Here is a 14,288-nt window from a genome sequence, read left to right as displayed (position 1 = left end):
TGTAAGCGTCGCCTCTACCCGAAATGTTCCACCCCGCGATCGTGACTTCGGTCACCGCAAGGAGGCGTGACCGGCCACCGTCGCTCTGGGGCGTTCACCCAGGCTAGGGCGCCCGCACCGGCAAGTGTCGCGTCGGAGACCGAAAAGGTCGATCGAGATTCGCGGTCGTCGCCGGGTGTCGCTGGCCTGATTGGGCGCCTGCCTGCGACCCGGCCGGGATCGCCCCTGGCCGTACACTGCGCCACGGTGTCGAGCGGGGGTGAGCGACTGGGGGTGTTCGGCGGGACCTTCGATCCGCCCCATACCGGGCACTTGGTGGCCGCGGTCAATGTCCGCTACGAGCTCGGCCTCGACCGGGTCCTGCTGGTGGTGGCCAACGATCCGTGGCAGAAATCGGCCGACCACCCGGTGACCCCGGCTGCCGACCGGCTGGCCATGGTGGAAGCGCTCGTCCGGGACGTCGAGGGCCTCGAAGCATCCGCGCTCGAGATCGAGCGGGGCGGCCCCTCCTACGCGGTGGACACCCTCGCCCAGCTCGCCGCAGCGGATCCCGGGGGGCGGCGGTTCCTCATCGTGGGCTCCGACGCGGCGGCTGGCCTGCTCACGTGGGATCGCTGCCATGAGCTGCCCGTGCTGGCCACCCTCGTGCTCGTCGACCGGCCCGGCGTGGCGAGCGCCTCTCCGCCCGCGGGCTGGGAGTTCGAGCGGGTCGAGATCCCCCGGCTCGACATCTCGAGCACCGACCTACGCCGGCGCGCTGCCCACGGCCGGCCGCTCGACGGCCTTGTCCCGCCGGGGGTCGTTTCCTGCATCCGGGAGCGTCGCATCTATCGTGAACAGCCATGACACCGCCGTCCTCCATCGCCGGTTCGCACCGGGGAGTGGTCTGTGACGGCACCCACTGACGAGGTGGCGGACACGCTCGCCGAGAACACCAGCGCGGCGATGCCGGCAGTAGAACCGCCCGAGGGTCGGCATGGCGCGCCAGCCGATCCGGCTCCGCCGGGCCGCCCAGGCGCGGCGAGCGCCTGGTGGCGGTACGGCTTTCCGGCCGCGCTGGCGGCGTGCATCCTCGCCATCCCGATCCTGGTCGTCTCCGGAGCCCGGGTGGTGCTCGACAGCCGAGAGGGCCGGGAGATCGTCACGGTCACCGATCCCGCCGCGCCCGGGTGGGAGGCGACGGTGGACCCCACCCCGGTCATGGCGGTCGCGGTGGAGGGCGACGGGGGCGCCCTGGATCACCTGGCGGTGCTGACGCTCACCAGCGACGGGAACGGTGCGGTCATCGTGCTCCCGCCGACCACCCTCATGCCGGTGCCGGGAGCGGGCACCATGCCGTTCGACGCCGTCTACCAGTTGCGGGGCGCCAATGAGGTTCGGGACGGTTTGGCAGCGATCCTCGCGGTGGGCGTTCCGGAGATCCGGGTGATCCGACCCGGCGAGTGGATCGACCTGACCAGTCCGGTCTCGCCCCTTACCGTGACCAACACCGACCCGGTCACCGCGCCGAGCGGCAGCTCCGTCGGGCAGGTCATCTTCCCCCGCGGGGCCATCGACGTGCCCGCCTCACAGGTCTGGACCTACATCGGCACCAAGAGCCCGGGCGAGAACGAGCTGTCGCGGATGGTGCGGACCGGGGCCTTCTGGCGAGCGTGGATCCAGGCCATCGCGGCCAAGCGCGACCTCGAGGGGGTCGTCCCCGGCGAGGTCGACTCGGGTCTCGGACGCTTCTTGCGCGGCCTGGCGGAGAAGCAGGTGGTCGTGGCCACGCTGCCGGTGGTGCGCTTCTTGATGCCCGATGGCAGCGGCGAGGTGTTCGACCCGATCCGTGAGGAGGTCCCGTCCTTCGTCTCGCAGTACGTGCCCTTCCCCGCCGGGCCCGAAGGTCGACGGGTGCGCCTCCGGGTGCTCGACGGCACCGGGCGGCTGGGTCATGGCTTGGCTGCTGCCAGGCTCCTCGCGGCCAGCGGCGGCCAGATCGACAAGGTTGGCAACGCCTCCACCTTCGATGTCGAGACCACCACGATCACCTACTACGACGAGGCGCTGCGCGGGGGCGTCGAGGCGCTCCGTGACGCCCTCGGGGTGGGGGAGGTCGTCAAGAGCGACGCCTTGAACGTCGCCGTCGACGCCACGGTGGTGCTCGGCGCGGACTACGCCGCCGGGCAGGGCGCCGATCCGCCTGGTGGCACGACCATGCGTCCTCCCGGCAGTGGCGGTGGCTGAGGCGTCGGGGGTGGCACGGGGGGTGTCACCGGACGAGCTCGAGCGATGGGTGCGGGAAGCCGCCCGCGCCGCGTCCTCGAAGTCGGGCGAGGACATCGCGATCCTCGAGGTCGGCCGGGTCGCCTCGATCACGAGCTGGTTCGTGATCACCAGTGGCCGGAACCCCCGCCAGGTGAAAGCGCTGGTCGAGGAGATCGAGAAGCGGGTGGCGGCGATCGGGGGGCCCAAGCCGTTGCGCATCGAAGGACTCGATGCGCTCGAGTGGGTGCTCATGGACTACGGGGACTTCGTGGTGCACGTGTTCGTGGACGCCGCTCGCCGGTTCTACGAGCTGGAGCGGTTGTGGGGCGACGTGCCTCGGCTCAACTGGGCCGACGCCGCCGCCGAGCCGCGACCCCACCCGCGGGCCTGAGCGCACGATGCGCAATCTCGGATCGCCGTTCGCGAAGGCTGGCAGCTGGCTGGTGATGACGAAGGAGCCCTCGTCGGCGACGAAGCCACCCAGGGAGCAACCGACCTGCGAGAGCACGTCGCCCAGCACCCGTAGCTCTGTTGAGTGGAGCTAAGCGGAATCGAACCGCTGACCTCTTCCATGCCATGGAAGCGCTCTACCAACTGAGCTATAGCCCCGCGTGAGAGGTCCACGTTATCAGTGGCCCTCCGGCGTTCGAAATCGCTGCAGGTTCTGCACACCCCCGGACCCATACGCAGGAGGACCGCCAGCAACCGGCGGCGCACGTGTTTCGGGTGCCCTCGGGGCCGTCGGTACGATCGCCCCATGGCTGAGCGGCCGGACGAGGCAACCCAGGCGGCGTACGAGCCGCAGGTCATCGAGGCGAAGTGGCAGGCGTACTGGCGTGACCAGGGCACCTACGAGGTCGACAACGACGATCCCCGGCCGCACTACTACACGCTGTGCATGTACCCCTACCCCAGTGGGGCCGCGCACATGGGCCACGTGCGCAATTACACCTTCGGCGACCTCATCGTCAGGTACCGCACGATGAAGGGCTTTGCGGTGCTCTCGCCGATGGGCTTCGACAGCTTCGGCCTGCCGGCCGAGAACGCCGCCATCCGTACCGGCGTGCACCCTCGGCCCTTCACCGACGAGCGCATCGAGGAGCTGCGGCGGTCGATCGACCGGATCGGTGCGGTGTACGACTGGCGCCGAGAGGTGCGCAGCCACGACCCGTCCTACATCCGCTTCACCCAGTGGATCTTCCTGCGGTTCCTCGAGGCGGGCCTGGCGTACCGCCGCAACGCGCCGGTCAACTGGTGCCCCGGCTGCCAGACGGTGCTCGCCAACGAGCAGGTGCTGGCCGACGGCACCTGTGAGCGCTCGGGGGACCCGGTCGTCAAGCGTGACCTGGAGCAGTGGTTCTTCAAGATCACCGACTACGCCGACCAGCTCCTCGACGACCTTGACGGGCTCGACTGGCCCGAGCGGGTGAAGGTGATGCAGCGCAACTGGATCGGCCGCTCCGAGGGCGCCGAGTTCGACATGGCGGTCACCGACGCCGACGGCAACCCGGTCGCCGATGGCGCCACCGTGCGGGTCTTCACCACCCGGCCCGACACCAGTTTCGGCATGACCTACGCGGTGCTCGCCCCCGAGCACCCGCTCGTCGAGCGGATCGTGCCCGACGAGCGGCGTTCTGAGGTCGAGGCGTTCGTGGCCGAGGCCCGCAACACCAGCGAGGTCGATCGCCTGTCGTCGGAGGGCTCGCTGGCCAAGCGCGGCATCTTCACCGGGGCCTACGTCCGCAACCCGTTCACCGGCCGGCCGGTGCCGCTGTACCTCGCGGACTACGTGCTCATGGGCTACGGCACCGGGGCGATCATGGCCGTCCCAGCCGAAGACCAGCGCGACTGGGATTTCGCCGAGGTCCACGGGCTGCCGATCGTGCGCACCGTGCAACCCCCCGATGACTGGGACGGGCAGGCCTACTCGGGGGAAGGTCCGCACATCAACAGCGACTGGCTCGACGGTCTCGGCAAGCAGGAGGCGATCGAGCGAAGCATCGAGTGGCTCGAGCGCGAGGGCATCGGCCAGCGCAAGGTCAACTACCGGTTGCGCGACTGGCTCGTGAGCCGTCAGCGCTTCTGGGGGTGTCCCATCCCGGTCGTGTACTGCGACGCGGACGGCATCGTGCCGGTACCTGACGACGAGCTACCCGTGCTCGCCCCCGACGACGTCGAGTTCCTGCCGACGGGGGAGTCGCCGCTGCGGCTGCACGAGGGGTTCCTCCACACCACCTGCCCCCGTTGTGGCGGGCCGGCGACGCGGGAGACCGACACGATGGACACCTTCGTGGACTCGTCGTGGTACTTCCTGCGCTTCACCGACCCCTGGAACTCCGAGCTGCCCTTCGCCCGGGAGGCGGCCGAGTCGTGGATGCCGGTCGACCAGTACATCGGTGGGGTGGAGCACGCCATCTTGCACCTGATGTACGCCCGGTTCTTCACCAAGGCCCTCGCCGACCTGGGTGTGGCCCCCGAGGACCTGCGCGAGCCGTTCGCCCGCCTGTTCACCCAAGGGATGATCCGCCTGGGCGGCGACAAGATGTCCAAGTCCAAGGGCAACCTGGTCGCGCCGGAGGAGATCCTCGACGCCGAGGGAGCCGACGCGCTCCGCCTCGCCCATCTCTTCGTCGGTCCACCTCAGGACGACGTCGACTGGGAAGGGGTGGGCATCGAAGGCTGCGCTCGGTTCCTGCAGCGGCTCTGGCGCCTGGCCACCGGCGCCGCGTTGCCCACCGAGCCCGCTGATCGTGAGCCCACCGAGGCCGACGAGCAGATCGACAAGGCGACCCATCGCCTGATCGCCCGGGTCACCGGCGAGTACGAGCGCTGGTCGTACAACACGGCGGTGGCGGCGTTCATGGAGTTCACCAACCAGCTGTACCGCTACGTGCAGGCGGAAGGAGCGCCTCGCCGGGAGACCCTCGATGCGGCCATCGACACCCTGCTGCTGCTCATGGCCCCCATGACCCCCCACATCACCGCGGAGCTGTGGGAGCGCCGGCGCGGCGGCCACATCCACGAGCAGCCATGGCCGCAGGCCGATCCGTCGAAGCTCACGGTGGACACCGTCACGCTGGTGGTGCAGGTCAACGGCAAGGTGCGCGACCGCCTGGCGGTGCCGGCGGGGATCGACGCCACGGAGGCCGAACGGCTCGCCCTGGCCTCACCCAAGGTGCAGTCCAACCTGGCAGGACGCTCCCCGGCGAAGGTGATCGCCCGCCCACCGAAGCTGATCAACCTCGTGGTGTGAACCACGTAACCCGCCCGTGCGCGGCCTGGTCGAAGCGACATGCTGAGTCTTCTCTCGCGCCTCGAGCGCGCCGCTGATTCGGGCGGGACCGTCACCTTCGTCTCCGGCGACACCTCGATCGCGGTCCCCTGGTCCCAACTCCACGACGAGGCCCGGGCCTCCGCGGCGGCGCTGCAGCACCGTGGCATCGGCCCCGGGCGGCATGTGGCCATCCTGGCTCCGACCACCCGGGCCCTGGTCACCGCCATCCAGGCCACCTGGCTGGCGGGCGCCACCATCGTGGTGCTGCCCCTGCCGATGCGGTTGGCCTCCATCGAGGAGTTCATCGCCCAGACCCGCGAGCGGGTGCGCCGGGCCGACACGGACCTTCTGCTGATCGACCCGGATCTCGCACCCTACCTGGAGTCCCGGCCGGGCGATCCGCCCTCGCTGGTGCTCACCGAGCTCATCGAGGTCGGCACGCGGCTCGGGGCCGGCGCGTACCAGCGCCCGGCCGACGACCTCGACGCTCTGGCGATCCTGCAGTTCACCAGCGGCTCCACCTCCGAGCCGAAGGGGGTGATGCTGCCCCAGCGGGTGCTCGGCGCCAACCTCGACGCCTGCATCGAAGCCGGCCAGCTCCAGGACGACGACGTGTTCGTGTCCTGGCTGCCCCTCTACCACGACATGGGCCTGGTGGGGATGCTGAGCATCCCGATGACCACCGGGCGTGACCTGGTGCTCGGCGCGCCGCAGGACTTCCTCGGCTCCCCGGCCCGCTGGATGCGATGGATCTCCGACCACCGGGGCACCGTCACCGCGGGGCCGAACTTCTCGTGGGTGCTGGCCACCCGCGCGCTGCGTCGAGCCACCGATCTCGACCTGTCCTCGCTGCGGATCGCGCTGAACGGCGCCGAGCCGGTCGACCCTCGCACCGTGGAGGCCTTCGTCGAAGCGGGAGCGCCGTTCGGCCTGCGTCCCGGGGCCATCTTCCCGGCCTTCGGCATGGCCGAGCTGGCCATCGGCGGCACCTTCCCCGAACCGATGCGCGGCCTGCGCACCGACGCGGTGGACCGCCGGGTGCTGGAGTCGGAGCGCTACGCCGCGCCCGCGGAGCCTGCCGCTGAGGGCACCCGGGAGTTCGCCTTGCTGGGCCGGCCCCTGCCCGGGCTGGAGATCCGCATCGCCGACCCCGACAGCGGCCGGCCGCTCGCGGAGCGGGAGGTGGGCGAGCTCGAGATCCGTGGCACGTCGGTGACCCCTGGCTACTACCGCAACCCGGAGGCCACCGCGGCGATGTTCCGGGACGGCTGGCTGCGCACCGGCGACCTCGGCTACCTGGTCGGCGGGGAGCTGGTGCTGTGCGGGCGCATCAAGGACGTGATCATCATCGGGGGCCGCAACATCTTCCCCGAGGACGTCGAGCGGGCCGTGGCTGAGATCGACGGGGTCCGGGCCGGCAACGTGATCGCCTTCGGCGTGGAAGGGGCCAAGGGCAAGGAGCAGATGGTGGTCGTGGCCGAGAGTCGCGCCGACGATCCCGATGGCCTGCGCCGGCTGGTCCACCACCGGGCGATGGAGGTGGTGGGCGCCCCGCCCCACGACATCGTGCTGGTCACCCCAGGGACCTTGCCCAAGACCTCCTCGGGCAAGTTGCAGCGCAGCCTCTGTCGAGCGAAGTACCTGAGCCGGGAGCTGCAACCGGTTCACTGAGCTGCCGGCGGCCGGTGCGGTCGCCGGCAGTACGCTCGGCGAGGTCATGCGCTACCACACGGTGCTGTTCGACCTCGACGGCACCCTCACCGACCCTCGCGAGGGGCTGCTCAACGGGCTCGAGCGGGCCCTGGCGACGATCGGCATGACCGTCGAGGACCGGGACTCGCTCGACATCCTCATCGGGCCACCGGCACACGACGGCTTCGCCCGCTACCTCGGTCTCACGGAACCGTCCCTGTCGGTGGCGGTCGCCGCCTACCGGGAGTACGTCGCGGAGCGGGGGGCCTTCGAGAACCGGGTCATCGACGGGGTGCCCGAGCTGCTCGCCGAGCTCACGGGGGCCGGTGCGTCCCTGGCGGTGGCGACCTCCAAGCCCACCCCCACGGCGATGACGGTGCTCGACCACTTCGGTCTCACCTCGTGGTTCGCGTTCGTGGCCGGCGCCGACTACACCGGCGACCGCCAGACCAAGCGGGACGTGATCGAGCACGCGCTGAGGGAGCTTCGGGTCCGCTCCCCGGAGGGGGTGGTGATGGTCGGTGACCGCGAGCACGACGTCATCGCGGCCCGGCACCTCGGCGTCGCCTCGATCGGCGTTCTGTGGGGTTACGGCCCCCGCAGCGAGCTCGAGGACGCCGGCGCCGACCACGTGGTCGAGACCGTGGCCGAACTGCGAGAGCTGCTGCTCAGCCGGCCTTGAGCGCCGCGATCACCGGCAGCCAGGTCTCCGGCGCGGCCTTGTAAGGGGCGTAGAAACTGATGCGGTCGACCAATCCGCCGTAGCGGGCGAGCAAGCCCGCGGCGAGCTGGTCCGGTTCGGCCACCACCGCGAACGCCTGCAGGATCTCGTCATCGATGAGCTCGCCCATCTCGACCCACTCTCCCTGCTTGGACAGCGCGTTCAGCTCGTCCTGCAGATCACCCCAGCCGTGGAGGGCTAGCACTGGCCGGTAGGCGGGGGTGGAGCCGTAGAAGGCGATCTGCTGGCGGACCCCCTTGGCAGAGGCGGCCATCTCCTCCTCGTTGGTGCCGGTCACCACGAACGCCGGCAGCGACAGCTCGAGCTGCTCCCGGGTGCGGCCACTACGGGCCAGGCCCCGATCGAGCGCGGGGAGCGTGACCTCCTTCAGGTAGCGCTCGGTGGTGAAGCCGTGACAGAGCATCCCGTCGCACACCTCGCCCACCACCTCGGTCATCTTCTCGCCCACGGCGGCGAGGAACACCTTGGGTGGGCCGTAGGGGTTCGGACCGGGGTTGAAGAACGGCGTCATCAGCGTATGGGTGTAGAAGTCGCCTCGGAAGTCGAGCTTGCCGCCGGTGTCCCAGCTCTCCCAGATGGCGCGCATGGCCTGGACGAACTCGCGCATACGAGCGGCGGGGTGTGACCAGGGCATGGAGAAGCGCTTGGTGATGTGGGGCTTGATCTGCGAGCCGAGGCCGAGCAGGAACCGGCCCTTCGAGTAGACCTGCAGGTCGTAGCCGATGTTGGCGGTGATCATCGGGTTGCGGGCGAACGCCACCGCGATGCCGGTGCCGAGCTGGATGCGCTCGGTGTGCTCGGCGGCGAGCAGCAGCGGGAAGAACGGGTCGTGGCTGGTCTCCGCCGACCAGAAGCCGTCGTAGCCGGCCGCTTCCCCATCCTGTGCCTGCTGGACGATGTTGTCGAGTGTGAGCGCGAGCCCGAGTCCTCCGTCGACCTTCATGGAACGCACGCTACTGCGGCGCCGGCAGCGGCTCGACCGCCGTGCACCCGGCGTTCCCGGCACGCCCGGGACAGTCCGGGTAGCGTGGCGAGCACGTTGCACGTGCTGTGCAAGGTCGGGGGGGCCGAAGGGGGCATGGCTGCGGCTGAGCTGATCGACGCGCCGATGCTGCGGCGGGCTGCGGTCGCCGCCGGTCCCGCCGCGGCGATCATCGCGGTGCAGCTCGCCCTGTTCCCCGCGCCGGCGGGGGTGTTCCTCGTGGGTGCCGTGCTCGGCCTGCTCGGCGCGCTGGTCGCGGTGGGGATGGCGCTCGTGTACCGGGCGAACCGCATCTTGAACTTCGCCCAGTCGGACCTCGGGTTCGCACCGGCTGTGCTGGCCGCGAACCTCATCCTCTATTCGGGGCTGAACTACCTCCTCGGCGCCGCCATCGGCCTGGCCGCCGCGGTCGTGCTGGGCGCGGTGGTGGAGCTGGCGATCATCCGCCGGTTCTTCCGCGCCTCGCGGCTGATCCTCACGGTGGCCACCATCGGTCTCTCCCAGATGCTGTGGGTCATCGCCATGCTGCTGCCGCGGCTGTGGGACCAGCGGCCCAACACGCTCAAGATCGAGATCCCGCTCACCTGGAGCTTCGAGGTGAGTCCGCTGCTGTTCTCCGCCGATCACCTCGTCGCCCTGGTGGTCGCCCCCGTGGTGCTGGTCGTCGTGGCGCTGTTCCTGCGGTACACCGCGGTGGGCATGGCGATCCGGGCCAGCGCCGAGCGTGCCGATCGGGCCAGCCTCCTCGGGGTTCCCGTCCGGCGGCTCCAGACGCTCGTGTGGGCGATCTCCGCCCTGCTCTCGTTCACCGGGTTGTTCCTGCGGGCCGGCGTGGTCGGCCTCCCCGCGCTCGGGGTGGCGAGCTTCGGGGCGCTGCTCTTCGCCCTGGCCGCGCTGATGCTCGGCCGGCTCGACCACCTGCCGGCCGTCGCGCTGTCGGCCGTGGCCCTCGGGATCCTCGAGCAGGGTGTGGTGTGGAACCACCCCCGCAACCCCGAGTACGTGTACCCGATCGTCGCCGCCATCGTCATGGTGGCGCTCGCCGCCCGGCGCACGGGCAGCACCCGGGCCGAGCAGGACGGCTCGTCGAGCTGGCAGGCCGCGGACGAGATCCGACCGATCCCCCACGAGCTACGACTCCTGCCGCAGGTGCGGGCCGTGAGCTGGGGAGGGTTGGCAGTGCTGAGCCTCGTGCTGGTCACCGTCCCGGTGTGGCTCGAGTGGCTGCCCGGCGATCGGGGCAGCGCGGACCTCCGGAAGGCCGCGGCGGTCGCCATCTTCGGGCTGGTGGCCCTGTCGGTGATCGTGCTCACCGGGTGGGCCGGCCAAGTCTCGCTCGGTCAGATGGCCATCGCGGGCTACGGGGGTGCGGTGGGCGCCCTCGCGGTGTCCTCCTGGGGGGTCGACCTGGGGATCGCGATGCTGGCGAGCGCGCTCGCCGGTGGTGGCATCGCGGTGCTCGTCGGGCTCCCGGCGCTGCGCCTGCGCGGGCTGTTCCTGGCGGTGGTCACCTTCGCCTTCGCACTCGCGAGCTCGTTCTGGTTGCTCAGTCCCAAGCACGTCCGCTGGATACCCGACCGGCGCTTCGAGCGCCCGGCACTGTTCGGCTTCATCGACACCTCCGCCGACCGCACGCTGTATCTCGTCGCGCTCGCCACCTTCGGGCTGGCATTGCTCGCCGCTCGGGGCATCCGCCGGAGCCGCACCGGTCGGGTGCTGCTCGCCCAGCGGGAGAACGAGCGGGCGGTGCAGGCCTACGGGGTCAACCTGACCCGCACCAAGCTCACCGCGTTCGCGCTCTCCGGCGGCATCGCCGCGGTCGCCGGCTGCCTGCTCACCGTGCTGCAACAGCAGTACAGCCCCGCGCTCTACGAGCCGGGCACCAACTTCGCCGTGTTCACCTCCGCGGTGGTGGGTGGTCTCGGCTCGCTCGCCGGGGCCTTCCTCGGTGCGCTCTTCCTGCAGGGCGGCACGTGGTTCCTGCCGGTGCAGTGGCAGCTGCTGCCCTCCGCCATCGGCGTGCTGTTCGTGCTCATGGTCTTCCCGGGCGGCTTGGCTGGGCTGGTGTACCGGCTCCGCGACCTGTGGTTGCGGGCGGTGGCCCGGCGCCGGGGGATCGTCGTGCCCAGCCTGTTGGCCGACGTGCGGCAGGATCGGGTACCGGTCGAGCACGCCGAGCGGGCCGTGGAGCAGACGGCGGAGCGGGCCGACGCACCCGGCGCCGCGGCGGGACCGGTCCTGGTCCGCGACCCGGCCGGTGTCGTGTCCACCGGTGAGCCCGCCGGGAGCGGCTCGTGATCCCTGTCCCGCCACTGGCCACCCACGGTCCCGGACCGTGGCCTCAGCGGTTCGCCGCTGCGCTGCGCCACCCGGTGCACTGGCTCACCGACCTCACCGGCAACGGGCCCGTCTACGCGTTGCTGGTGCTGTTCGGATTCAACATGGTGGACGAGTTCGACCGCACCGGCTTCGGGCTGCTGCTGCCAAACATCCGTGACCACTTCGAGCTCACCAACACCGGCATCCTCTCGCTGGTGGCGGCGGCGTCGCTGCTCGGGCTGGCGCTCCAGGTGCCCATCGCCTGGCTCGCCGACCGCCAGAGCCGGGTGCGGCTCATGCTGGTGGGGGCCTCGGTGTTCGCCCTGTTCACCGTGGGCACCGGCCTGTCGGTCGCGGTGTGGATGCTGGTGCTGATGCGGGCCGGCTCGGGCGTCGGGCTGGCCACCGTGTGGCCTACCCACAACTCGCTGCTCGCCGACTGGTTCCCCATCGCCGCCCGGCCCCGGGTGTTCTCCTTCCACCGGGCGGCGAACGCGATCGGGGCGTTCATCGGGCCGCTGCTCGCGGGGGTGCTCGCCGCCTGGGGCGGGTGGCGGGTGCCGTTCCTGGTCTTCGCGGTGCCCACGGTGATCCTGGTCCTGGCCGGGCTGCGCCTGCGGGAGCCGATCCGTGGTCAGCAGGAGCGCGCCGCCATGGGCGCGTCGGCCGAAGCGGTCGTCACCGAGGAGGTGCCACCCTCCTTCGCCGAGGGCTGGCGCACGGTGTGGAAGATCGAGAGCCTGCGGCGGATCTTCTGGGCCCTGCCGTTCCTGGCCGCCTCGCTGATCGGCTACGCGTCGTTGGCTGCCATCCTCTACGAGACCCGCTTCGGGCTGGACGAGGTGCAGCGATCTTGGATCGCGGCCGCCGCGGAGCCCGTGCAGCTCGTCGGGCTGGTGGTGGGTGCCCGGGTCGGCACCAGGCTCATCCAGCGCGACCCCGGCCTGGTGATCCGCTTCGTCGCTTACGTGGCGTTCTTCACCGCGGGACTCGCTGCGTTGTTCGCGCTCGCGCCGTATCTCTCCGTCGCGGTGGTGGTGAACATGGGCTTGTCGGCTGCGCTGGCCATCATCGGGCCGGGGGTGTTCGCCGCCCTCTCGCTGGCCATCCCGCCCCGGGCCCGCTCGCTCGGGTACTCGATGGGCGCCCTGTTCGTGATCCCCGGCCTCGTCGTGCTTCCGATCATCGGGTGGTTCACCGACACCTTCAGCATCGAGGTGGGCATGATGGTGATGGCCCCCGTGTTCCTGGCCGGCGGGCTCATCCTCTCCACCGCGGGGCGGGTCATCGACCGTGACATCAAGCAGGTGTGGACCACGGCCGCGGCCCGCTCCGAGGTCCTCTACGAGCGCCGCCAAGGCAGGGTCAAGCTGCTGCTCGTGCGTCAGCTCCAGGTCGCCTACGGCGACGTGCAGGTGCTCTTCGACGTCGACTTCGAGATCGACGAGGGCGAGGTGGTGGCCCTACTGGGCACCAACGGGGCGGGCAAGTCCACCCTGCTCAAGGCCATCTGCGGGGTGACCGAGGCCGACAAGGGCGCGGTGATCTTCGACGGCCGCGACATCACCCACGTCCCCCCCGATGAGATCGCGGCGCTCGGGGTCACGATGGTGCCGGGGGGTCAGGGGGTGTTCCCGTCGTTGACCGTGGCGGAGAACCTGCGGGTCGCGTCGTGGATCGACCGCCACCACCCGGCGGCCGTCGCCGAGCGCACCGCGGAGGTGCTCGGTCGGTTCCCCGTCCTGCGCGAGCGACTGGGGGAGCCCGCCGCGAACCTCTCCGGCGGGCAGCAGCAGCAGCTCGCCCTGGCCATGGCGTTCCTGTCGCGACCCAGACTGCTCATGATCGACGAGCTGTCCCTGGGCCTGGCGCCGGCGGTCGTGGAGCAGCTGCTCGAGGTGGTGCGAGCCATCCAGGCGCAGGGCACCACGATCATCCTGGTCGAGCAGTCGGTGAACGTGGCCCTCGCCGTGGCCGAGCGGGCCTACTTCATGGAGAAGGGCGAGATCCGGTTCTCCGGCGAGACGGCCGAGCTGCTCGACCGGCCGGACGTCCTGCGCTCGGTGTTCCTCGAGGGTGCGGCGGCGGGGATGGCCGCGGTGTCGGCCGCACCACCTGCCGCGACTGCTCCTGCCGGCCCGGCCATCCCCACCGTGCCGACCATCCCCGGCGACGCCGCCACCACGCTCGCCGCGATCAGCGGGGACGGCGACCAGCAGGCGGTCTCGCTCCCGGCGCTCGAGACACGGGGGCTGTGCGTGCACTTCGGGGGCATCCGTGCCGTCGACGAGGTGTCCGTGGAGGTGCGACCGGGCGAGATCCTCGGGATCATCGGGCCCAACGGGGCCGGCAAGACCACGCTGTTCGACCTGGTGTCGGGCTACCTGCGCCCTTCGAGCGGCCTGGTGCTGCTGGCCGGACGGGACGTCACCCGGATGGGGCCCGACGCCCGGGCCCGCAGGGGGATCGGCCGGTCCTTCCAGGACGCGCGGCTGTTCCCCTCGATGACGGTGGAGGAGACGATCGCGGTCGCTCTCGATCGGTGGGTCGACGTGCGCGACCCGCTCAACGCCGCCCTGCGGATGCCGGCGTTCCAGGACAGCGAGCATGCCGTGGGGCTCCGGGTCGACGAGCTCGTCGAGCTGCTCGGCCTGGGAGCGTTCCGATCGAAGTTCGTGCGGGAGCTGTCGACCGGTTCCCGGCGGGTGGTCGACCTCGCCTGCCTGGTGGCCCACGGGCCGTCGGTGATCCTGCTCGACGAGCCCTCCAGCGGCATCGCCCAGAAGGAGGCGGAAGCACTTGCGCCCCTCCTGGTGCGGATCCGTGACACGCTGGGGGCCAGCCTGATGGTCATCGAGCACGACATGCCGCTGGTGACGACGGTCGCCGACCGGCTGATCGCACTCGACCAGGGTCGGGTCATCGCGGAGGGGCTATCGCCGGAGGTGCTGGCCCACCCGGACGTCGTGGCGTCGTACCTGGGGGACTCGAACGACGTGATCGCCCGCTCAGGGGCGAGGAGTCGCTGAACC

The 14,288-nt window shown here is 70.9% G+C and carries 9 protein-coding genes and 1 tRNA gene; 8 read left to right on the top strand and 2 right to left on the bottom strand.

What is annotated here, in order from left to right:
* The first annotated feature begins 246 nt into the window (after positions 1-246).
* From nadD to rsfS, 3 genes are read left to right on the top strand one after another with little or no spacing between them, the layout of a single operon-like run.
* Positions 247-846, top strand: a complete 600-nt coding sequence (nadD, locus tag HZF19_RS07610) for a nicotinate-nucleotide adenylyltransferase (RefSeq protein WP_208028166.1) — start codon at positions 247-249, stop codon at positions 844-846.
* A 42-nt stretch (positions 847-888) separates the two neighbouring features.
* Positions 889-2,226 carry a LytR C-terminal domain-containing protein gene (locus HZF19_RS17100; protein WP_208028165.1) on the top strand — a complete coding sequence of 446 codons (1,338 nt, stop codon included), beginning with the start codon at positions 889-891 and terminating at the stop codon, positions 2,224-2,226.
* Complete coding sequence (gene rsfS, locus HZF19_RS07600; protein WP_208028164.1) at positions 2,219-2,638, top strand: ribosome silencing factor; 420 nt, start codon at positions 2,219-2,221, stop codon at positions 2,636-2,638. Before HZF19_RS17100 ends, rsfS begins: the two co-directional genes overlap by 8 nt.
* Positions 2,639-2,783: 145 nt before the next feature.
* Here rsfS and HZF19_RS07595 read toward each other — a convergent pair.
* Positions 2,784-2,856: transfer RNA gene (locus HZF19_RS07595), tRNA-Ala, on the bottom strand.
* Between the two features lie 148 nt (positions 2,857-3,004).
* On the opposite strand from HZF19_RS07595, the gene leuS reads away from it, so the two are divergent.
* Genes leuS through HZF19_RS07580 form a run of 3 tightly spaced genes read left to right on the top strand, consistent with a single transcriptional unit; the run spans position 3,005 to position 7,895 of the window.
* Positions 3,005-5,500, top strand: coding sequence for a leucine--tRNA ligase (gene leuS / locus HZF19_RS07590; RefSeq protein WP_208028163.1), 2,496 nt, complete (start codon positions 3,005-3,007; stop codon positions 5,498-5,500).
* A gap of 39 nt (positions 5,501-5,539) precedes the next feature.
* Positions 5,540-7,192 carry an AMP-binding protein gene (locus HZF19_RS07585; RefSeq protein ID WP_208028162.1) on the top strand — a complete coding sequence of 551 codons (1,653 nt, stop codon included), beginning with the start codon at positions 5,540-5,542 and terminating at the stop codon, positions 7,190-7,192.
* 46 nt (positions 7,193-7,238) lie between these two features.
* The gene (locus HZF19_RS07580) at positions 7,239-7,895 is read left to right on the top strand and encodes an HAD-IA family hydrolase (protein WP_208028161.1); all 657 of its coding nucleotides are present in this window, start codon (positions 7,239-7,241) and stop codon (positions 7,893-7,895) included.
* Here the strand turns inward: HZF19_RS07580 and HZF19_RS07575 are convergent.
* Positions 7,882-8,898 carry an LLM class F420-dependent oxidoreductase gene (locus HZF19_RS07575; RefSeq protein WP_208028160.1) on the bottom strand — a complete coding sequence of 339 codons (1,017 nt, stop codon included), beginning with the start codon at positions 8,896-8,898 and terminating at the stop codon, positions 7,882-7,884. The two genes, HZF19_RS07580 and HZF19_RS07575, sit on opposite strands and share 14 nt — an antisense overlap.
* 84 nt (positions 8,899-8,982) lie before the next feature.
* On the opposite strand from HZF19_RS07575, the gene HZF19_RS07570 reads away from it, so the two are divergent.
* Positions 8,983-11,235, top strand: coding sequence for an ABC transporter permease subunit (locus HZF19_RS07570; protein WP_208028159.1), 2,253 nt, complete (start codon positions 8,983-8,985; stop codon positions 11,233-11,235).
* Positions 11,232-14,285 carry an MFS transporter gene (locus HZF19_RS07565; RefSeq protein WP_208028158.1) on the top strand — a complete coding sequence of 1,018 codons (3,054 nt, stop codon included), beginning with the start codon at positions 11,232-11,234 and terminating at the stop codon, positions 14,283-14,285. Before HZF19_RS07570 ends, HZF19_RS07565 begins: the two co-directional genes overlap by 4 nt.
* Positions 14,286-14,288: the final 3 nt, after the last annotated feature.

This window comes from Rhabdothermincola sediminis (genome assembly GCF_014805525.1).
GTDB lineage: Bacteria > Actinomycetota > Acidimicrobiia > Acidimicrobiales > Acidimicrobilacustridaceae > Rhabdothermincola > Rhabdothermincola sediminis.
Note: the sequence above shows the minus strand (reverse complement) of the source record. Positions and strands in the feature narration are given on the sequence as shown.